Source organism: Chromobacterium sp. S0633, assembly GCF_024158805.1.
Taxonomy (GTDB): Bacteria; Pseudomonadota; Gammaproteobacteria; order Burkholderiales; family Chromobacteriaceae; genus Chromobacterium.
In genome coordinates this window covers 13175-32031 of the sequence record NZ_JAMZGH010000048.1, presented here as the reverse complement: position 1 = coordinate 32031, position 18857 = coordinate 13175, and the positions used below count along the sequence as shown (strand labels likewise).

The 18857-nt window shown below is 65.8% G+C and carries 16 protein-coding genes, 1 CRISPR repeat array and 2 riboswitches (1 of these 19 cut by a window edge); of the genes, 4 read left to right on the top strand and 12 right to left on the bottom strand.

Going from position 1 to position 18857, the window contains the following annotated elements; genetic code table 11:
• Positions 1-1181: a CRISPR direct-repeat array (repeat unit 29 nt; unit sequence GTGTTCCCCACGGGTGTGGGGATGAACCG); it reaches 312 nt to the left of the window's first position.
• Between the two features lie 639 nt (positions 1182-1820).
• A complete protein-coding gene (locus NK214_RS21315) occupies positions 1821-2024 on the top strand; it encodes a cold-shock protein (RefSeq protein WP_107799522.1) in 204 nt (67 codons plus the stop codon).
• Positions 2025-2250: 226 nt separating this feature from the next.
• Here the strand turns inward: NK214_RS21315 and NK214_RS21310 are convergent, their stop codons facing one another.
• Positions 2251-2688: a hypothetical protein gene (locus NK214_RS21310; RefSeq protein ID WP_253315447.1), complete on the bottom strand. Its 438-nt coding sequence runs from the start codon at positions 2686-2688 to the stop codon at positions 2251-2253.
• A 376-nt stretch (positions 2689-3064) separates the two neighbouring features.
• Here NK214_RS21310 and NK214_RS21305 point away from each other — a divergent pair, with 376 nt between their 5' ends.
• The gene (locus NK214_RS21305; RefSeq protein ID WP_253315457.1) at positions 3065-3325 is read left to right on the top strand and encodes a hypothetical protein; all 261 of its coding nucleotides are present in this window, start codon (positions 3065-3067) and stop codon (positions 3323-3325) included.
• Between the two features lie 209 nt (positions 3326-3534).
• Here NK214_RS21305 and NK214_RS21300 read toward each other — a convergent pair whose 3' ends face one another.
• The 6 genes from NK214_RS21300 to NK214_RS21275 all read right to left on the bottom strand — a co-directional run bounded on the left by NK214_RS21300 (position 3535) and on the right by NK214_RS21275 (position 8525).
• Complete coding sequence (locus NK214_RS21300; RefSeq protein ID WP_253315446.1) at positions 3535-3705, bottom strand: hypothetical protein; 171 nt, start codon at positions 3703-3705, stop codon at positions 3535-3537.
• Between the two features lie 350 nt (positions 3706-4055).
• Positions 4056-4901 (bottom strand): aminoglycoside 6-adenylyltransferase, encoded by an 846-nt coding sequence (locus NK214_RS21295; protein ID WP_253315445.1) that lies wholly within the window; start codon positions 4899-4901, stop codon positions 4056-4058.
• Between the two features lie 78 nt (positions 4902-4979).
• Positions 4980-6152 (bottom strand): acetylornithine deacetylase, encoded by a 1173-nt coding sequence (gene argE / locus NK214_RS21290; protein WP_253315444.1) that lies wholly within the window; start codon positions 6150-6152, stop codon positions 4980-4982.
• Complete coding sequence (locus NK214_RS21285; RefSeq protein ID WP_253315443.1) at positions 6152-6826, bottom strand: DUF1028 domain-containing protein; 675 nt, start codon at positions 6824-6826, stop codon at positions 6152-6154. Before NK214_RS21285 ends, argE begins: the two co-directional genes overlap by 1 nt.
• Positions 6823-7245: a RidA family protein gene (locus tag NK214_RS21280; RefSeq protein ID WP_107799515.1), complete on the bottom strand. Its 423-nt coding sequence runs from the start codon at positions 7243-7245 to the stop codon at positions 6823-6825. The genes NK214_RS21285 and NK214_RS21280 overlap by 4 nt, the downstream gene beginning before the upstream one ends.
• An 11-nt stretch (positions 7246-7256) precedes the next feature.
• On the bottom strand, positions 7257-8525 hold the full coding sequence (locus tag NK214_RS21275) for an NAD(P)/FAD-dependent oxidoreductase (RefSeq protein WP_253315442.1): 1269 nt from the start codon (positions 8523-8525) through the stop codon (positions 7257-7259).
• A 97-nt stretch (positions 8526-8622) separates the two neighbouring features.
• On the opposite strand from NK214_RS21275, the gene NK214_RS21270 reads away from it, so the two are divergent.
• On the top strand, positions 8623-9525 hold the full coding sequence (locus tag NK214_RS21270; protein ID WP_253315441.1) for a LysR family transcriptional regulator: 903 nt from the start codon (positions 8623-8625) through the stop codon (positions 9523-9525).
• Positions 9526-9554: 29 nt separating this feature from the next.
• On the opposite strand, the gene NK214_RS21265 is transcribed toward NK214_RS21270, so the two are convergent.
• The 3 genes from NK214_RS21265 to NK214_RS21255 form a co-directional block, all read right to left on the bottom strand.
• On the bottom strand, positions 9555-10937 hold the full coding sequence (locus NK214_RS21265) for an aspartate aminotransferase family protein (protein WP_253315440.1): 1383 nt from the start codon (positions 10935-10937) through the stop codon (positions 9555-9557).
• An 82-nt stretch (positions 10938-11019) separates the two neighbouring features.
• Entirely contained in the window at positions 11020-12426 is a 1407-nt protein-coding gene (locus NK214_RS21260; RefSeq protein WP_253315439.1) for an APC family permease, read from the bottom strand.
• Between the two features lie 44 nt (positions 12427-12470).
• Positions 12471-13970, bottom strand: a complete 1500-nt coding sequence (locus tag NK214_RS21255; RefSeq protein WP_371926304.1) for an aldehyde dehydrogenase — start codon at positions 13968-13970, stop codon at positions 12471-12473.
• Positions 13971-14135: 165 nt separating this feature from the next.
• Between NK214_RS21255 and NK214_RS21250 the strand changes: the two genes are divergently transcribed.
• On the top strand, positions 14136-14921 hold the full coding sequence (locus NK214_RS21250; protein WP_253315438.1) for a LuxR C-terminal-related transcriptional regulator: 786 nt from the start codon (positions 14136-14138) through the stop codon (positions 14919-14921).
• 34 nt (positions 14922-14955) lie between these two features.
• Here the strand turns inward: NK214_RS21250 and NK214_RS21245 are convergent, their stop codons facing one another.
• Positions 14956-15690, bottom strand: a complete 735-nt coding sequence (locus NK214_RS21245) for a TRIC cation channel family protein (RefSeq protein ID WP_253315437.1) — start codon at positions 15688-15690, stop codon at positions 14956-14958.
• Between the two features lie 199 nt (positions 15691-15889).
• Positions 15890-16072, bottom strand: a riboswitch (glycine riboswitch).
• Between the two features lies 1 nt (position 16073).
• Positions 16074-16160, bottom strand: a riboswitch (glycine riboswitch).
• Between the two features lie 136 nt (positions 16161-16296).
• A complete protein-coding gene (locus tag NK214_RS21240) occupies positions 16297-18840 on the bottom strand; it encodes a DUF3141 domain-containing protein (protein WP_305883568.1) in 2544 nt (847 codons plus the stop codon).
• Positions 18841-18857 lie beyond the last annotated feature (17 nt).

Sequence of the window (18857 nt, the reverse complement as noted above, 5' to 3'; positions counted from 1 at the left end):
CCACGGGTGTGGGGATGAACCGTTGACCTTATCGTTGATAGCGAAACTCATTGAGTGTTCCCCACGGGTGTGGGGATGAACCGTGGATTGTAGGCACCGCTTTCGTCATGTGTGGGTGTTCCCCACGGGTGTGGGGATGAACCGTCTGTCGGCTGCTGCCGCTGCTGCCGCCGTCGGTGTTCCCCACGGGTGTGGGGATGAACCGGAAAACGGCAAATGGGCGTCGCTGGAGGGCGCGTGTTCCCCACGGGTGTGGGGATGAACCGATTTTGATTGGTTTTGCGCCGCTGTTTCGCTGGTGTTCCCCACGGGTGTGGGGATGAACCGCTCTTCCTGGTCTTCCCATGCCAACGTGTTGCGTGTTCCCCACGGGTGTGGGGATGAACCGTGTTGCGTTGTGTGGTGTGGTGCTGAACTTTTGTGTTCCCCACGGGTGTGGGGATGAACCGACCTGGGCGACGCCTCTTGGGATATCCAGCACGTGTTCCCCACGGGTGTGGGGATGAACCGGCCAAAGACCCCGCGACAATGGGCGTCACTGAGTGTTCCCCACGGGTGTGGGGATGAACCGCTGGTGTCAGTCGTGGCCTGATCGGCGATCTTGTGTTCCCCACGGGTGTGGGGATGAACCGAAATTTGGATTATCAATCGCCGCATGTCTGACGTGTTCCCCACGGGTGTGGGGATGAACCGCAACAGTTTTGAATTTGCCAGAGCAGACAGATGTGTTCCCCACGGGTGTGGGGATGAACCGCTGGCGCTGTTGCTGGGTTGTTTGCTCTTGCGGTGTTCCCCACGGGTGTGGGGATGAACCGTAGTGCGCAACCATATTGCGAAAGTCGGTCACGGGTTCCCCACGGGTGTGGGGATGAACCGTTGCCGCAGGCGGCCCAAGCTACAGATCGACCGTGTTCCCCACGGGTGTGGGGATGAACCTCGGGACACAGGAAAAGGCCCGTGTCGCGGTCCGTGTTCCCCACGGGTGTGGGGATGAACCGACAACTTAATCATGCTTACTTTGATAACGGGTGTGTTCCCCACGGGTGTGGGGATGAACCGGCCGAAAGGCCTGCTCACCCGCGCTTGTCGGAGTGTTCCCCACGGGTGTGGGGATGAACCGTCGGCTAGCGTGCTGCCGCCGGCGACGGCTTTGTGTTCCCCACGGGTGTGGGGTGACGCGTTCGCCGTAGTAAAGGAGGAAGCACCGCGCAGGCAGGACGCCACTTCCTGCGTGGGCACTCCTCTGAGGGCTTGCCATACGTACAGGCGAATTTCACGTATTCCTGCACGGTGCTTAATCATTATTGAGTGAAAACCGTTTTGGAATCAAAGCGGTTAGCAATGGGGCCTGGCAATCTCTGGAGCAACTGGTGTGTAAGTGCGGCCAAAGCCTGTGGTCGGCGTTGCTGGCTTTGGTATCGGAATGAACCGGACTTGCCAGATGACCTCTCTGAGCAACTGATGTGTTCCCCACGGGGTGGGGGTGAACCGCCCCCGCGTGTCAGCAGGCCGGCTGCCGCCCAGTGTTCCCCACGGTTGTGGGGATGAAGCCATGCCCGCATCTAGCAAACCCAGCGCGGTTTGTCTTTGGCTACTGCTCGCTTTTTGGCAACAAATTCCTGCTCAAATTGCAAAATTCAAATATTGCTATTGACCAAGCCAGTGTTTTGCGAGTATTCTTGTCGCGATTTTCAAGCGCTATATCTATCGATACCTCAGTTGTCCATACAAGTTGGTCTGCTTTGTTTCCTTATCTATTCCTTGACTATCATGCTTTCAGGCAATTTGTTGCCCTTAATCTGAACACCAAGGAGTGAATTATGGAAACTGGTATCGTTAAATTTTTCAATGACGCAAAAGGTTTTGGCTTTATTACCCCGGACAATGGCGGCGATGATCTTTTCGCTCACTTTTCCGAAATTCGCGCAGACGGCTTCAAGTCCCTGCATGAAGGTCAAAAAGTAAGCTACACCCGAGCAATGGGCCAGAAAGGCCCGGCTGCAACCGCGATCCAGCCGCTCTAAGCATTATCGCTGCAATAAAAAAGCCCCGTATGGGGCTTTTTGCGTATGCATAGATGTCGAGTAAATGAAAAAGCCGGTCTTAAAGACCGGCTTTTTTTATTGCTCAGCAGCAATGTGCGTATCGGCGAGCTAGCTGTCGCATGGCCGTTGGATGCTTGTTTAGGCAGGAAGCCGTTTTTTTCCGCTTAGTAAGCCCATGCCCCCGGCTCCCGCCGGGGGCCTCCCTTTACGGACTCTTCTTCAACACCTGTCGCTCCAGCAAGGAGCGCTCCACCTGCGCGTCCATCATCCGGTGCTGATGGTCGGTGTAGGCGTAGACATTCATCCGCCTTGCGCTGAGCGAGATCAGCCGCTCAAGGTGGTTGAAAAAGCCCAGCCAGTAGCCGCGCTGCTCGGTGCGGCTGAAGTCGATGTCGCGGGCGACTCGGCTGAGCAGGCCCTGGCCCACGTAAGCCGGGTTGTCCTTGAACCATTGCAGCAGGTGGGCGGCGCATTCCCGGCCGTAGGCCTGGGCCTGGGCGGGGGTGGCCGGCGCGGACGGCATGTGCCAGTAATGCGGATAGGTGCGTCCGGGAAGACGGATGACGAAGGGCAGCAGGACTTCCTGGGTTTCTAGGGCCGGGGTGCGGTAGCGCCGTCGGCGCGGGAAGAGAGATTGCGGCATGTCGTTACTCCTGCGATGAAACAAGATTAACAAGCTGCCTATCCGGTAGAGGATTTGGCAGGCGCGTGATGGGATTGGCATTACCGAGCCTCACGAACCCCGGTGAGCGCGTAGCGCTCTCCCACCATGCACCTGCCGTTAAAGCATGGCTAAGCGCAAGCATGCGCGTTGACGCGCATGCTTGGGTCGTGAGGCGTTTCGAGATGCCAATCTCGGTGCCGTGTTTTGCGGCACGCGGGGATTGTTGCCGACTATGCGGGCAGGGTCAAGGCGCGGTGGTCGCGTTTCAGCCGGCATGTGGAGCGGAACAAGCCGGCTGGGGGTGTTGGCGGCGGCGGGCTAGAATCGATCGTTCCATCTCAGACGGAGCTTGAACATGATTGTCAGAACATGGCATGGCTGTGTGCCGCGGCGGCATGAGGCGGGGTTTGCCGCGCACCTGGAACAGACCGGCGTCCAGCACTCTAGAAGCATCGCCGGCAATCTGGGGGCTTTTGTCCGCCAGGAAGAGCAGGGGGAGTGGACGCATTTCTTTTTGGCCACTTTTAGAGCGGCTAACAAAATTCCTGATGCTGCGTTGCGCCGACTTGCCGTACTCAAGTACTGCCTGCGTCGGCGCGCCTTGCCTCAGTCGTGAAACTGATTTTTGTTAGCCACTCTTACTGGGGGGCTGGAGGCGGTCAGGGCGTTTGCCGGCGACAACTACCATATCGCCGTCACTTACCCGGACGATGAGCAGTTTGAGCTGTTGTCGTTCAGCATGAAGTCAGCGAAATCGCCCCGTTGTAAGCCCCCGTTCAATGTCTGCCGCGCGCCGGCGCGGGCGACGTTGAAAAGGTCATCGATTTAATCGCTGTTCACCTGCTCATCAGGGCGTGGCTGCTGTTGCGGCGTCATCACCGGCTCAGCCTGCCGACGCTCAACCTGCTCCGCCTCGTCCTGAGGCGGCGATGCCTCTTTGTTCTCTCTCTTGAACATATCGGGCGGGGTTGGCATCCGCATCAGTTGCTGCTGCATGCGCAAACTGTCCGTTATGGATTGGTGGATTTGCTTGAACGCCGGGTGAGAGGGGGAGAATGAATCCGCGGAGGCTGCCGCGCTGTATAGCGCTAGCGGCAGTAGAAGGGCGTGGATACGCATCTTGTTCCTGACAAAGTATCTGGCCGCGGGGGACGCGGCGCTTGGCTGTATGGCTTGGCTGGCGCGCTTCCGTTGAGAGGAGGCGCGTGGCTGGACTGAAGACAGGCGGACGGAAGCGAACGCCTGAAAGATAGAGGATTCTATCTAACCATGCTCAAAGGTCAAGCCCACGGAAAATCCGCCGCCTGGCGCGGCGCGTGGGCAAGGGGCGCCGCTGGAGTGTGGGTTTAGGCCGGTGCGCGGATCAAGTCGCGGATGCCAGCTTCCACCGCTGCCGGATAGTCGAAGCCGGCGCGGGCGGCCACTTCGCGAGCCACTTGGCTGTACAGCCGCAGCGTGGCGTGGAAGGCGCGTTCGGCGTCGGCGGCGTCGAAGCGGCCAAATACCTGATGCAGCGCTTGCCAGTGTGCCGGCTCGGCCCAGTGTTGCAGCCGGGTGCCGATATGCCAGCAGTCCGTCGCCGCGTCGGGGCGGCTGCGGGCATGCCATTCCAGCATTTCCAGCAGCAGTTCCTTCATGGTCCAGTCGCGGAATTTGACGACGAACAGCTCGCCGCGCGCCAGGTATGTGGGGATGTGGAAGGCCTCGAACCAGAATTCCTCCACCCGTTCGCGGAAGCGCTCCTCGCTGGGCAAGGCCGGCGCGGCGGGGCGGCTTTGCGGCGCGGGCAGGTCTTGGGCCGCGCCGGTTTTGTCCAGCAGCACGCGGTAGCCGCGCTGGTACAGCGGGTCCAGCCCATGATCGCGCATGGCTTGCAGCCGGGCGGGGCCGGCCAGGGTGAAGTCGATTTTGACGCCGTCGCCGTAGATGGCCAGGCGGGTGGGCCAGGCTTGGCCTTCGCCCAGGCGCAGCACGGTGAGCAGGGGGCCGATGTCGCGCAGCCAGCCGTCGTCCGCGGCCAGCGCCGCCGGGTTCGGGCCGATGATTTCCAGGTCCAGATCGGAATGGCTGTCGGCGCTGCCGTCGTCGCGGGCAAAGGAGCCGGTGAGGATCAGCGCGTCCACGTCCGGGCGGCTGTGCGCCCAGGCGATGGCGGCGTTCAGACGCTGGGCTTGTGGGGTATCGGGGTTCATGCGGGGCTTTCCGGTGCGGGGCGTGACCGTGGTAGGCCCCCGCAAGCGCGGGAAGGTTCCGACGCGGCCGGATTAGGGTCAGGGCACGGGCTCGCTTAGCCGCCGCCGCAGGGCGGCGAGCAGCTTGTCGCAGGCGCTCAGTTGTTCCAGCGCCAGCCATTCGTCCGGCTGGTGCGCCTGGGCGATGCTGCCGGGGCCCAGCACCACGGCGGGGATGCCGGCTTGCTGGGAGAACAGCCCGGCTTCGGTGCCGAAGGAGACTTTGGCCGGCGCGCGGGCGTCGCCCAGCAGCGATTGCGCGAAGCGCACCACCTCGGCGTCCGGCGCAGTGAGCAGGCCGGGGTAGGCGCTGCGTTCGGTGAAGACGATGTCGGCGTCGGGGTCCACGGCGCGCATGGCGGGCAGCAGTTGTTGGCGGGCAAAGTCCATGATGGCGCTCAGCAGCGCTTGCGGCTCGTCTTCCGGCAGGTGGCGGATTTCAAATTCGAATTCGCTGTGTTCGGGGATGATGTTGAGCGCGGTGCCGCCGCGCATGGCGCCCACGTGCAGGGTGGTGTGGGGCGCGGGGTAGAGCGGGTCGAACGGGCCTTCCGTTGCGCGCCGGCGCGCCAGTTGGCGGATGAAGACGATGAGTTCCGCCGCGTATTCCACGGCATTGACGCCGGCCTGGGGCAGGCTGGAGTGTCCGGCCTTGCCGCGCAGGCGCACATGGTAGGCGAGTTTGCCCTTGTGGGCGGCTACCACGCGCATGAGGGTGGGTTCGCCGACGATGGCCATTCTGGGCAAGGCCGGCAGCCCGCCCAGCACGTCCAGCAGCCGGCGCACGCCGATGCAGCCGATTTCTTCGTCATAGCTCAGCGCGATGTGCAGCGGGGTGCAGAGCCGGGCGGCGGCGAAGTCCGGCGCGGCGGCCAGCACGGCGGCGATGAAGCCTTTCATGTCGGCGCTGCCGCGGCCGTAGGCGCGCTGCTCCCGTATTTGGAGGCGGAAGGGATCGCCGCTCCAGGCTTGGCCGTCCACCGGCACCACGTCGGTGTGGCCGGCCAGCATCACGCCGCCCCGGTCCGCGGGGCCGATGGTGGCGTAGAGGTTGGCCTTGCCGCCGTCTTCGCTGCGGATCAGCTGGCTGGAGATGCCCCAGCCGGCCAGGTAGTCGCGCACGAAGTGGATCAGTTCCAGGTTGGAACGGTGGCTGACGGTGTCGAAGCCGACCAGCCGCTCCAGCATGGCCAGCGAGCTGTAGCGTTGCATCATGGATCTCCCGCCACGCCGTAGCTGGGCGCATGCTGCGGGGTCAGCGCCCGGGCAAGATAGGCGTCCATCTGCGGCTGGTAGCGGCGCCATAGCTCGGCCAGTTCCGCCACCGGCTGGCCCTCGCTCCAGTCTATGCGCAGATTGATGGCCGGCCATGCGGTATCGGCTGTGGCCAGCAGGCCGGCGGAATGGATGGGGCCGGCCTCTCCGCCGGCGTCCACCGCGGCTTGCAGCGCCGCCAGCAGGCGTTCCGGCAGGCCGCCGCCGGCGGCTTCGTAGGCGGCCACCATGGCTTGGGGCAGCTCGGCCGTGGCCAGCAGGTTGCCGCCGGCGGCGCAGTCGCGGCCAATGGCGGCGCCATGCAGGCCCAGCGCGTGCCGGCCGGTGATGACTTGCGGGCGGCCTTGAAGCGGGGCCAGCACCAGTTGCCGCCATTCCAGGTGAGGGTCCGCCGCCAGCAGGCCGGCGCGCAGCGCGTCGCCCGCACTGCCGGCCGCCATCCGTTCCAGCGCCAGCGGGCCCAGCAGCGGGTTGCTGACGTTCTGGCTCAGCGCGGCGCCCACGCCGGCGCGCACATGGGCGCAACGGCTGGCCACGCAGATGCTGGAGGAGGCGATGGCGACGCCCACCATGCCGCTGTCCCGGCAGCGGGCCGCAATGGAGAAGGTCATCGGCGGCGCTCCTCGGGGATGACGGCGGTGACGTCGATTTCCACCAGCCATTCCGGGCGCGCCAGCGCCGACACCACCAGGCCGGTGGATACCGGATAGACGCCTTTCAGCCATCGGCCCACCACTAGATAAACGGCTTCGCGGTAGCGCGGGTCGGTGAGGTAGATCACGATCTTGCAGATGTCGCCCAGCTCGCTGCCGGCTTCTTCCAGCAGCAGTTTCACATTGGCCATCGCTTGTTCGGCCTGGGCGGCCACGTCGCCTATGCCTACGGATTCGCGGCTGTCCAGGTCCTGGCCGATCTGGCCGCGCAGGAAGACGAGATTGCCGGCCACCACGGCCTGACACAGATCGTTGTCCAGATTTTGCTCCGGATAGGTTTGCCGGGTGTTGAACGGGCGGATGCGGGTGTGGGTCATGGCGGGCTCCGTTAGGGTTGTGCGCGCTGGCCGGCGTCGCGGTAGGCGGCGTATTGGCGCTGGGTGGCGATGTGATCGGCAACGAAGCGGGCGTCGTGCCATACCCCCCAGAGGAAGGAGGAGCCGCGGTGAGACAGCCAGGGCAGGCCCAGGAAGTAGACGCCCGACTCGCTGGACACGCCGCGCTGGTGTTGCGGCTGGCCTTGTTCGTTGAAGGCCGGGACTTGCAGCCAGCTGTAATCCGCGGCGTAGCCGGTGGCCCAGATGATGCTGGCGACGCCGGCCGCGGCCAGGTCCAGCTCAAGGATGGGGCGGGTCACGCATTCCGGGTCCGGCGGCATATGGCGCGCGGCCGGCTCCTCCGGCAGGTCCAGCCGGTTGCGTTCGATATAGGCGTCCGCCGCCGCCAGCAGGGCCAGGTAGTTGGCGTCGCCGCGGGCGAGGTTGTCTGCCAGGTCCGGGGCGAAACGGGCCGCGCCGCGCTCAAACGCTTGGGCGCTGCCCAGCAGGGTGATGCCTTGTTGCGCCAGCGCGCGGAAGTCCACGGTGCGGCCGCCGCGCGCGCCGCTGACGGCGATGGTGACGTGGGCGGCATCCGGTTTGGGGGCGGTGGCGGTCCATTCGCCCAAGACGCCCAGCCACCAGCAGAAGTCGCGCTGGCGGTAGGCGCGCGGCGGGCGGTTGTGCGCGCCCACGGAGAGATAGACGCGCTTGCCGGCGCTTTGCAATTCGTCGGCGATCTGCACGCCGGAGGAACCGGCCCCCACCACCAGCACCGCGCCCTCCGGCAGCTGTTCCGGCGCGCGGTAGTGGGCGGAGTGGATTTGCGTCAGCGTGTCGTCCTTGGGCGCGATGGCCGGGATGACGGGCTGTTGGAAGGGGCCGGTGGCGGCCACCACGCGTTCGGCCTGGAAGGCGCCGGCCGAGGTTTCCACGATGAAGCCGGACCGGTCCGGGTGGCGGCTGACTTTCAGCACCTCCACCCCGGTGCGGATGGGCGCGTTGATTTTTTGGGCGTAGGCGGCCAGGTAGTCCGCCACGCGTTCCTTGGGTGCGAAGGCGTCCGGGTCCAGGCCGGCGAATTCCAGTCCGGGAAAGCGGTCATGCCAGGCCGGGCCGTTGCAGACCAGCGAATCCCAGCGTTGGCTGCGCCAGCGTTCGGCGATGCGGTGGCGCTCCAGCACGATGTGGGGCACATCGTGGCGGCTCAGGTGTTCGCTGATGGCGATGCCGGCCTGGCCGGCGCCGATGATCAGCGTGTCTGTCTTGTCGATTGCCATCTTGACGCCTCCTGACGCGTGCTTGACAAGGGCAGTCTACGAAGCCAGGCTGGATACGGAAAATAGTTATATCTTCTACATTGGATAATTTTAAATTATGCAATACACCCTGAGGCAGTTGGCTTATTTGGTCGCCGTGGCGGATCACGGCAGCGTCACTGAGGCGGCCAAGGCGCTGCACACGTCGCAGCCCGGCGTGTCCAGCGCCATCGCCCAGCTGGAGGAGGTGTTCGGCCTGCAGCTGTTCATGCGTCACCACGCGCGCGGGGTGTCGCTGACGCCGGCCGGGCGCAGCTTCATCGCCGCCGCGCGTCAGTTGCTGAAGCAGGCGGAGGATTTGACGCCGCAAGCGCAGGCGATCAGCCAGTCCTTGCGCGGCCGGGTGACGCTGGGCTGTTTCACCACCATCGCGCCCATCTTGCTGCCGCGGCTGTTGTCCGCTTTGCGCGACGCTCACCCGGAGTTGGAGGTGGATTTGCTGGAGGGCGACGCCCGGCAGCTGCGGGAGGCGCTGGCGGACGGGCGGATCGAGCTGGCTTTGGCCTATGACCTGGGGCTGCCGGAGGGCTTGCACAAGTTGCCGCTGTCCGGCGCGCGTCCTTACGCCTTGGTGGCGGCGGATCATCCGCTGTCCGGGCGCGGCAAGGTGTCGCTGGTAGAGCTGGCGGCGGAGCCCTTGGTGCTGCTGGACCTGCCGCACAGCCGCGAGTATTTCCTGTCCTTGTTCCGGCAGCAGCGGCTGGAGCCGAAAGTGGGGCTGCGCACCATCAATTTCGAGCTGGCGCGCGGGCTGGTGGCGGCGGGTTTCGGCTACGCCTTGCTCAATTTGCGGCCGGAGGTGGACCTGGCTTACGGCGGCGGCAAGCTGGCCTGCCTGGACATTGCCGACGAGGTGCCGCGGCTGCCCATCATGCTGGCCTGGCCGCAGGCCTTGAGGCTGACGCGCAAGGCGGAGGCGGTGCGTGAGCTGTGTTTACGCTTGTTGGGCGACGACGGTTGACCGCCGCGCCCGCGTGTTTATCCATCCCTCTAGCGCAGGCCCATCTCCTCCGCGGTGCGGTCCACGGCGATGCGGGTCTTGTCTATGAGTTCGTCGATCTCGCTCCGGCTGATCACCAGCGCCGGCGCCATGATCATGCGGCCAAGCGTGGAGCGTAGGATCACGCCCTCATCAAAGCCTATGCTGCGGCAGCGCCAGCTGATGTCGGTTTCGTCGGCGAAGCGCTGCCGCGTGGCTTTGTCGCGGCAGAACTGCAAGGCCGCCACCAGGCTGGCGCCCTGGATTTCGCCCACCAGCGGGTGCTGGCCAAACACCTCGCGCAGGCAGGTTTGCAGATAGGGGCCGGTGTCCGTCCTGGCGCGCTCGACCAGTCCTTCGTCTTGCAGCACGCCCAGGTTGGCCAGGGCCACGGCGGCGGCCACCGGGTGGCCGGAGTAGGTCAGGCCGTGGGCGAAGACGCCGCCTTGCTCCACCAGCGTTTCGCCGATGCGGTGCGACAGCACTAGGCCGCCCATGGGGATGTAGCCGGAGGTCAGGCCCTTGGCGATGCTGAGCGTGTCCGGCTGAAAGTTGAAATGCTGGTGGGCGAACCATTCCCCGGTGCGGCCAAAGCCGCCTATCACTTCGTCGGCGCATAGCAGTACCTCGTACTGGCGGCAGATGCGCTGGATTTCCGGCCAATAGCTGTCCGGCGGGAAGATCATGCCGCCGGCGCCCTGGAAGGGTTCGGCCACGAAGGCGGCCACCTTGTCGGCGCCCAGCGCCAGAATCTTGTCTTCCAGCTCTTGCGCGCATTGACGGCCAAACGCTTCCGGGCTCAGCCCGCCGCCGTGGGCGAACCAGTACGGCTCGCCGATGTGCTCCACGCCGGGGATGGGCAGGTCTCCCATCTCGTGCATGAACTTCATGCCGCCCAGGCTGGCGCTGCCCACGGTGGAGCCGTGGTAGCCGTTGTGGCGGCCGATGAAGATTTTCTTGTCCGGCTTGCCCATCACGTCCCAATAACGGCGCACGCAGCGGATCAGCAACTCGTTGGATTCGGAGCCGGAGTTGGTGTAGATCACGTGGCGGTAGTCGCCGGGCAGCAGGGAGAACAGCCGTTCGGAGAGTTCGTTCACCGCCGGGTGGGTGGTGTGGAAGAACACATTGTAATAGCTGAGCTGTTGCAGCTGCCGGGCGGCGGCGGCAATCAGCTCCTGCCGGCCGTAGCCCACCTGGGTGCACCATAGGCCGGACATGCCGTCCAGGTAGCGCTTGCCGTCGGTGTCCCATAGATACACGCCCCGGCCCTCGGCCATCACCCGCGGGCCTTCCTGGTTCAGGGCTTTCTGATCTAGAAAGGCGTTGATGTGGTGGGCGGCGTCCAGTTGCTGGTAGTCGCGGGTGCTGCGGCGGGGCGTGGAAGCGGTCATGACGGTCTCCTTGTCGGGGATGGGGCCGGGCCAGGCCCGGCGTTAGGCGTTAGGCGTTAGGCGTTTGGCGTTTGGCGTTTGGCTAGTGCCGGGTCAGCGCCTGGTCCAATGGTTCCGGGCGGAACAGCGGTTTGCGCATCACCAGCTTGATCCACAGGACGGCAATCAAGGACACCAGGCCCAGCACGAGGCCGGCGCTGGCGAAGATGGCGGCGTTCATGTCCGGGCTGGGCGATACGTGGTAGATGGCGATCAGCATGCCGACGATGCCCAGGCATTGCGGCAGCGGGTAGAACGGGGTTTTGAAGGGGCGGGCCAGCGTGGGGTAGCGGCGGCGCAGGGCGATCACGTCCAGGTGGCAGATGATGTAGGCCAGCAGCCAGGCGATGGCCGCCGCCAGCAACAGCAGGCCTATGGTGTCGGGGTCGTCCCCCATCAGCAGCACCGGCGCGCCGGTGATCAGGGCGACGAAGAGCACCGCCACCCATGGGGTGCGGTAGCGCCGGCTCAGCTGTTTGAACTGGGGAAAGACCTGGCCGTTGCACGCCATGCCGTACAGCATGCGCGGCACCGCCGCCAGGGAGCTGTTGAGCGTGCTGCAGGTGGCGGTGAAGGCGATCACCACCACGGTCAGCTTGCCGGCCTGGCCCAGCAGCGCGGTGGCGTATTGCAGGTGCGGCAGCGGCGCGGCGGTCAGGGCGGCGCGCGGCAGGTGGTAGAGCGCGCCCATGCAGTAGAGGGCGATGGTGATGAAGATCACGCTGAGGCCCAGCATCATCGCCAGCGGGATGTCCCGTTGCGGGCGGCGGCTTTCCTCCACCAGCGGGCAGGTGAATTCCGCGCCGACAAAACCCCAGATCGCCAGCGCTCCCAGCGTCAGCACGCCGGCGCCCAGCGGGTTCCAGTCGCTGTTGGCGGCCTGGGCCAGCGCCGGCGGGCCGCCGCCGCTCAGTGCGGTGCTGCCCAGCGCCAGCAGCGCGACGATCATCACCAGGGCCAGCGCCGATTGCAGGCGGGCGAACACATCGATGCCCAGCAGATTGAGCAGGGTGAAGATTAGCAGCACGCCGTAGGCGACGCCGTTGAGGGGAAAGACGCCGGGATAGACCTGGTTGACGATGCGGTCGAGCAGCAGGAGTTCGGCCGACAGCGCGAACATCGCCACCACCACATAGCCGGAAAAGGTGGCCAGGATGGCGGGGAACTGGCCCAGGGCCACCTCGGTGTAGCTGCTGAGGCTGCCGGCGCGGGGAATCATCAGCGCCAGTTCGGAGAAGGATACGGCGTAGCAGAGCGCCAGCAGGAAGGCCAGGCTCAGCGGGATCAGAAAGCCGATGCCGGCCATGCCGGCGCCTTGCAGCATCAGCACCATCACGCCTTGGGATACGACGAGGCCGATGGCGACGGCGAGCAGCGGGGCGAGGCCCAGGCTGGCGCGAAAAGGGGCGGGGGCCGGCGGCGGAGCAAGGTGGGCTTGCGGTGTGAGCATGGTGGGTCTCCTACTATCTTGTTGTGCCGACTGCGGGACGACGCTTATTCGTCTTGCCATTGCACCCAGGTGGTTTTGAGGTGGGTGTAGTGGTCGACGGCGTGCAGCGACAGATCGCGGCCAAAGCCGGATTGCTTGCAGCCGCCAAACGGCAGGCCGGGGTCCAGCGCGTCCACAGTGTTGACCGAGACGGTGCCGGCGCGTAGCCGGCGCGCCACGCGGTGGGCGCGCGACAGGTCCCGGGTCCACACCGAGGCGGCCAAGCCGTAAGGGCTGTCGTTGGCGATGGCCACGGCCTCGGCTTCGCTGTCGAAGGGCATCACCGCCAACACCGGGCCGAAAACTTCCTCGCGCGCCAGCGCCATGTCCGGGCGGACATCGGTGAAGACGGTGGGGCGGATGTAGCAGTCGCCGCCGTCCAGGCTGAAGCGCTCGCCGCCGCACAGCAGGCGGGCGCCTTGGCGGCGGGCTTGGTCGATGTGGGCCATGATGCGCTCCGCCTGGCGGGCGTCGACGATGCAGCCGCTGCGGGTGGCCGGGTCCAGCGGGTTGCCCGGTTGCAGCGCGGCCGCCTCGCGCAGCAGGCGTTCCAGGAAGGCGTCTTGCATGGAGCGTTGCAGCAAGAGCCGCGAGTTGGCCGAGCACACCTGGCCCTGATTGAAGAAAACGCCGAAGGCGGCGCGCCGGGCGGCGGCGTCCAGGTCGCAGTCGTCGAACACCAGATTGGGGCTTTTGCCGCCGCATTCCAGCGCCACTCTTTTCATATTGGAGTCCGCCGCGTAGCGCAGAAAGGCTTTGCCCACTTCGCTGGAGCCGGTGAAGCTCAGGCAATCCACGTCCGGGTGCAGGCCCAGCGGCCGCCCCACCTCGTCGCCGTAGCCCGGCAAGACGTTGAGCACGCCATCCGGCAGGCCGGCCTCCTGGGCCAGTTGGGCCAGGCGCAAGGCCGATAGCGGGGATTGCTCGGCCGGCTTCAGGATCACGCTATTGCCGGCCATCAGCGCCGGCGCCAGCTTCCACGCCGCCATGTCCAGCGGGAAATTCCACGGGATCACCGCCGCCGCCACGCCCAGCGGTTCCCGGGTGATCAGGGCCAGCGCGTCGTCGGCGCCGGGGGCGGCCTCGCCGTACAGCTTGTCGGCGGCTTCGGCGTACCAGTCGAACACGCCGGCGGCGCCCGGCACATCGATATGGAGCGCATCGGCAATGGGCTTGCCGATGTCCAGGCAGTCCAGCAGCGCCAGTTCGTCGCCATGCCGGCGGATCAGCGCCGCCAGTTTTTGCAGCACGGTCTTGCGCTGGCGCGGGTGACGGCGCGACCAGACGCCGGATTCGAAGCTGGCGCGGGCGGCCCGCGCCGCCCGCTCGACATCGGCCTCGCCGCAGCGGGCGATCTCGGCCAGGGGCCGGCCATGGATGGGGCTGATGTCGGTGAAGGTGCGCCGGTCGGCGGCGGGCACGAAGCGGCCGTTGATGAAGGCGAGGCAAGGCGGGCGCAAATCGGCGGCGCGGTCTTGCCAGTAGGCCAGATCCTGCATGGGCATGGCGATCACTCCTGTTCAGGCGGCGCGACGGGGTGGGGGAAGCGCTCACATCACGGCTGGTCTTGTCGCGCAGGCTGGAGCCATACTAGTCAGTCGCCTTGGCGGCGGACATCACGCGAAAGCGTTAGAGCGGAAGGCGGGACTAACCTGATCGGGGTAGCTGGCATGCAGCTGAATGTGGCGGATCTGGTGTTTCACCAGCAATTGGGGCGCTTGTTGGACGGCGTCGACAACGCGGCCTTTTGGCAAGGGTTGGCCGCGTTTCTACGGGAACGCCTGAGTTTCGATACCTGGGTGGCGGTGCTGTTTCGCCAGGAGGCGCCGCCGTGGGTGCTGGCGGATCACGCGGCCAATTACGCCGCCGACGATTTGTTCGCCGACTACCGGCGCGGCCTGTATCTGCTGGACCCGTTTTACGGTTTTGCGCTGAAGCGCCCGGCCGCCGGCGTGTACCGGCTGGACGAGGTGGCGCCGGACCGTTTCCGGGAGACGGAGTACTTTCGCCGTTACTTTTCGCGCAATGTGGTGGCGGATGAAATCCAGTTTCTGCAAGTGTTGCCGGAGGGCGTGCTGTCTCTGTCCCTGGGCAGCAAACGCCGCTTCAGCGAGCAGGAACTGGGCGTTTGCAATCTGTTCGCGCCCTGGTTGCTGCCCTTGTCGCGGCTGGCCGCGCGTCTGGACGAAGGGCTGCGTCAGCCGGCGGCCAGGACGGGCAGGCAGAGCCGCCGGGAACTGGAGGAGGCGCTGCGCGCGCAGGGCTCCTCGCCGTTGACCAAGCGGGAGGTGGAGGTGGCGCTGCTGATACTCGGCGGCCACTCCACCAAGGGCGTGGCGCGCGAGCTGGGCATTTCGCTGGAAACCGCCAAGGTGCACCGCCGCCATCTGTACGCCAAGCTGGGCGTGTCCAGCCAGGCGGCCTTGTTCCTGCTGCTGGCGGGGATTCAAGCCTGATGCCGCGGCGCAGCGGTGAAACGGCTAGGGTTAGTTAATGCAGATCATGCCGGTACATGAACACCGGCAGCCTCCATTCGCGCCAGATGGCGGCCAGGCGGATGGCGAGGCCGACGGCGAAGCTGGCCAGCACGTTGAGATCGTGCGGCACGCCCAGCTTGATCAGGCCCAGGTAGAGCAGGGCCACGGCGAAGGAGACGCTGGCGTACAGCTCCTGGCGGAAGACCACCGGCACGCGGTTGCACAGCACGTCGCGCAGGATGCCGCCGGCAATGCCGGTGATCATGCCGGCCATCACCACCACCACCGGGTGGTAGTCCATGGACTGGGCCACGCCGCAACCTATGATGGTGAAGGCGATCAGGCCCAGCGCGTCCAGCACCAGGAAGACGCGGCTCAGGCGTTTCATATAGCGGGCCACGAACACGGCGGCCAGGCCGCCGGCGATGACCAGGCCGACGTATTCCGGGTGTTGGGTCCAGCCTATCGGGTAGCGGCCCAGCACGATGTCGCGCACGGTGCCGCCGCCCAGGGCGGTGAGGAAGGCGATGACGGTAACGCCGAAGATGTCCATATTGCGGCGGCCGGCCGCCAACGCGCCGGTCATCGCTTCCGCGGTGATGGCGATCAGATAGATCAGGGTAAGCATGTAGTTGCAATGGTCAAACAGGCTGGCGCCGAGATGCGCGGCGAAGCCGGGTGGGAAAATGGGTTGGCAATGGGCGGGCCATGCCAGGTGGCGCGCAGCCTGGGCAAGAGTTTCGAACACGGGTTTTCCTTGAGAGCTGGTGCACGATCTGCTGCGCTGCGACGATACGGCGTTGAAAACCGATTCGAAATGCTCATGTACCACGAGTACATTCCGCTTTCTCAGCTGTTTTCGCCTTGTCTCGTCCTTGCTCGCGAGATCGTGAGCACGTTCTGAGCACGGCCGGCGGGCCGCGCATGGGCGCGGCGCTGCCGGCATTGCCTCTCCCCTTGTCCTTTTACCTGAGAGTTAGATGACGGGCGCGGCCTGTGTGCGGGCCTTGCCGGATGTCACTTGCCCCTTCGGTGGGCGGCTAAGGGCCGGTCACTTCATCCGACGCGCTCTCGCTGGAGCGTAGCAGATGATGAACGGGCGCTTAGGGCCTCTCTCCAATCGGCTGGTATCCATGGGCTGCGGTACTGTGGCCTGAGCGATTATGGGAGTTTGCGTCTTCGGCGGGGGCGCATGCCCCTCTCTCCCGCAGCAGGCAAGGATATTAGCGTTTGCTGTATTGTTCAGTCAACGACTGTATACATGGGGCGAGGCAAAAATGTTGCAGTGCGGCATCAACATGAAAACGCCCGGACGGCGGTTTGGCTGTCCGGGCGTTTTTGCGCTGGCTGATGCTTAGTTGCTCGGCGTTTTGGGCTTGGCCGCGTCCTTGCCGGCGGCGGGTTTGCGCGCGGCCGGGGTTTTGGCTGCGGGGGCTTTGGCCACGCTGGCTTTGCCCGCTGGCGCTTTGGCGGTTTTGGCCGCCGGGGGCTTGCCGGGCGCCGGCTTGGCCGCGGCCGGTTTGCTGCTGGCGGGTTTGGCGGCCGGAGCGGGTTTGGCGGCAGCGGCGCTGGGCTTGCCGGCGGTGGGCTTGGACGGGGCTTTGGCGGCCGGCTTGCGCGGCGGCGCCGCTTTCTTGGCGGGCGCGCTGGCCTTGGCGGCGGGGGCCGCGGCGGGAACGGTTGAGGCTGCCGCTATGGCCGGCTCGGCGGGCGGCAGGATGGCTGGCGTGGCCGGCGCACGCGTGTCCAGTTGCAGCGCGTGGGCCGCTTGGTCCAGCCTGAGCTGTTGTTCCGGGGCGATGTCGCCGCTGAGCGCCAGCAGTTCATGCGCCAGCTGCCAGGCCTGGCGGCGGCGGTGTTCTTCCGGCAGCAGCTTGGGCAGGCCGGCCAGCGCGCGGGCTTCGTCCAGCCGCACCAGGAAAACCTGTTTGCGGGCGATGTCTTTCAGCTCCATCAGGGTCAGCGGGTATTCGTGGCGGATGTCGCGCATGATGCGGCGGATGGCGTTGAACGGGCGCTCGTCTATGATGCCGCGGCCAATCGCCACATAGGTGAGCAAGCGCACGAAGCCGTCGGCCAGGGAGCCGCTTTCGTAAGCGGGGTCCAGCACCTGGCGCTTGAGTTGCAGCCTTTCCTGTTTGTTCCAGCTGTCGCAGCGGGCGGCGCGGGCTTCGCGCGCGGGCTGCACGCCCACGACGGAGGCCAGCCACGGGGATTCGTACACGGCTTTGAAGCAGTGTTCGGTGGCGGCGTCGCGCAGGTCGCGGTAGCGGTCCAGGTTTTGCGTCATCCAGCCGGACCACTGTTCTTGCAATCGCCACAAGGGGTTGTCCGCGCTCACCGGCTGGCGGTGGGCGCGCACGTATTCCGCGGCGGGTTTGAGCCAGCCGAGCCAGGGATTGAGCGGGGAGATCAGCGTGCGTTCCAGCCGCGCCGGGTTGAGCTGGCGCAGCCATTGGGCGCTGGCTTCGTTGCTGACGGCGCGCACGGCCGGGGAAACGAAGCGGTTGTAAATGCCCTGGTTGATTTCGGAGACGCGGCGCACCGCTTCAAAGGCGCGTTCGTCTTCGCGGCCGTCGTCCAGCGCCAGGATGTCGGCCACTTCGCGGGCTTCGAAACGGATGATGTAGCGGCCCTTGATGTATTCCTGGCCGGGGGTGCCGGGGGCCACGTCCTCGATGACGGCCTCGTACAGGCCGGGGGCCAGCACGTCGATCAGGTCCAGCGCGCTGGCGAATTCGCTGTGCTCGCGGTTGGCGATGCCGGCGGAGACGAAGATGCCCAGGTGGCCCACCTTGTTGTGCAGGCAGTAAATGATGGTTTGTTCGTTGTCGCGGATGTCTTCCGCGTTGTCGTACAGGTCCGGTATCCAGTTCAGCGCTTGCTGCGGCGGGGTGATGTTGTCGCCCCAGGAGGCGAACACGATGATGGGGGAGCGGATGTTGCGCATGTCCACGCGGTGCTGGTCGCTGCTGACGATCTTGCCTTCCACCAGGTGGTTGCCCACGAAGAGCTGCTGGGAAATCCATTCCATTTCCTGCTTGTTCAGCAGGTAGTGGCCGCCCCACCAGCGTTCAAAGCCCAGATAGCGTTCGCGCTCGGTGTCCACCTTGGCGTACAGATTGTAGGGCTTCTTCCACAGGGTGTTGGCCGGGTCCAGCTTTTCAAAGTTGTTGACCAGGTGGGCGCCGTCGAACTTGCCGTTGCCCAGATCGCCGGCCAGGGAGGCGGTCCAGGTGCCGCCCAGCATGCCGCCGGAGTAGCGCATCGGGTATTTGCCGGTGACGCCGGCCCAGTAGGACAGCGGGGTGCCGGCCAGCAGGATGGGACCGCACAGCTCCGGCGCCACCGAGGCCAGCATGGCCAGCGCCCAGCCGCCCTGGCAGTTGCCGATGACGAAGGGCTTGCCGTCGCTGTCCGGGTGCAGTTCCCTGACCTTGCCGAGGAAGACGTATTCGGCGCGGCTGACGCTTTCTATGGTCTGGCTGGGCACCGGCTGGGGGAAGAACATGATGAAGTAGCAGGGGTGGCCCTGTTGCAGCGCGATGCCGATTTCGCTGTCCATCTTGAAGCCGCCGATGCCGGGGCCATGGCCGGCGCGCGGGTCTATCACCACGAAGGGGCGCAGCGCCGGATTGGTGGCCGGGCAGCCGGCCGGCGGCAGGATGGCGGCCAGCGCGTAGTTGGCCGGGTCCGGCAGGCTGCGGCCGTCCAGGATGATTTTGTAGTCGAACACCAAGACCGGCGGCTTGCCGCTTTGCACGTGTTGCAGATAGTCCGCGCCGCGGTCATGCAGCACGTCCCAGTAGAGGATGCTGCGCTCGCAGGCGTCGCGCCAGTAGTCGGCGACCGGGTTGGAGGAGAAGAGCTTGGACCAGACGGCTGTTTGCGACCACATACGGCACCTCTTGGTTG

Excerpts from the sequence above, each read along its gene's own strand:
- NK214_RS21275 (WP_253315442.1), bottom strand. The coding sequence starts at position 8,525 with ATGGCAATCGACAAGACAGACACGCTGATCATCGGCGCCGGCCAGGCC.
- NK214_RS21285 (WP_253315443.1), bottom strand. The coding sequence starts at position 6,826 with ATGACCTTCTCCATTGCGGCCCGCTGCCGGGACAGCGGCATGGTGGGC.
- NK214_RS21315 (WP_107799522.1), top strand. The coding sequence starts at position 1,821 with ATGGAAACTGGTATCGTTAAATTTTTCAATGACGCAAAAGGTTTTGGC.
- argE (WP_253315444.1), bottom strand. The coding sequence starts at position 6,152 with ATGCAACGCTACAGCTCGCTGGCCATGCTGGAGCGGCTGGTCGGCTTC.
- NK214_RS21240 (WP_305883568.1), bottom strand. The coding sequence starts at position 18,840 with ATGTGGTCGCAAACAGCCGTCTGGTCCAAGCTCTTCTCCTCCAACCCG.
- NK214_RS21300 (WP_253315446.1), bottom strand. The coding sequence starts at position 3,705 with ATGCAGCAGCAACTGATGCGGATGCCAACCCCGCCCGATATGTTCAAG.
- NK214_RS21280 (WP_107799515.1), bottom strand. The coding sequence starts at position 7,245 with ATGACCCACACCCGCATCCGCCCGTTCAACACCCGGCAAACCTATCCG.
- NK214_RS21310 (WP_253315447.1), bottom strand. The coding sequence starts at position 2,688 with ATGCCGCAATCTCTCTTCCCGCGCCGACGGCGCTACCGCACCCCGGCC.
- NK214_RS21255 (WP_371926304.1), bottom strand. The coding sequence starts at position 13,970 with ATGCCCATGCAGGATCTGGCCTACTGGCAAGACCGCGCCGCCGATTTG.
- NK214_RS21265 (WP_253315440.1), bottom strand. The coding sequence starts at position 10,937 with ATGACCGCTTCCACGCCCCGCCGCAGCACCCGCGACTACCAGCAACTG.
- NK214_RS21260 (WP_253315439.1), bottom strand. The coding sequence starts at position 12,426 with ATGCTCACACCGCAAGCCCACCTTGCTCCGCCGCCGGCCCCCGCCCCT.
- NK214_RS21295 (WP_253315445.1), bottom strand. The coding sequence starts at position 4,901 with ATGAACCCCGATACCCCACAAGCCCAGCGTCTGAACGCCGCCATCGCC.
- NK214_RS21270 (WP_253315441.1), top strand. The coding sequence starts at position 8,623 with ATGCAATACACCCTGAGGCAGTTGGCTTATTTGGTCGCCGTGGCGGAT.
- NK214_RS21250 (WP_253315438.1), top strand. The coding sequence starts at position 14,136 with ATGCAGCTGAATGTGGCGGATCTGGTGTTTCACCAGCAATTGGGGCGC.
- NK214_RS21305 (WP_253315457.1), top strand. The coding sequence starts at position 3,065 with ATGATTGTCAGAACATGGCATGGCTGTGTGCCGCGGCGGCATGAGGCG.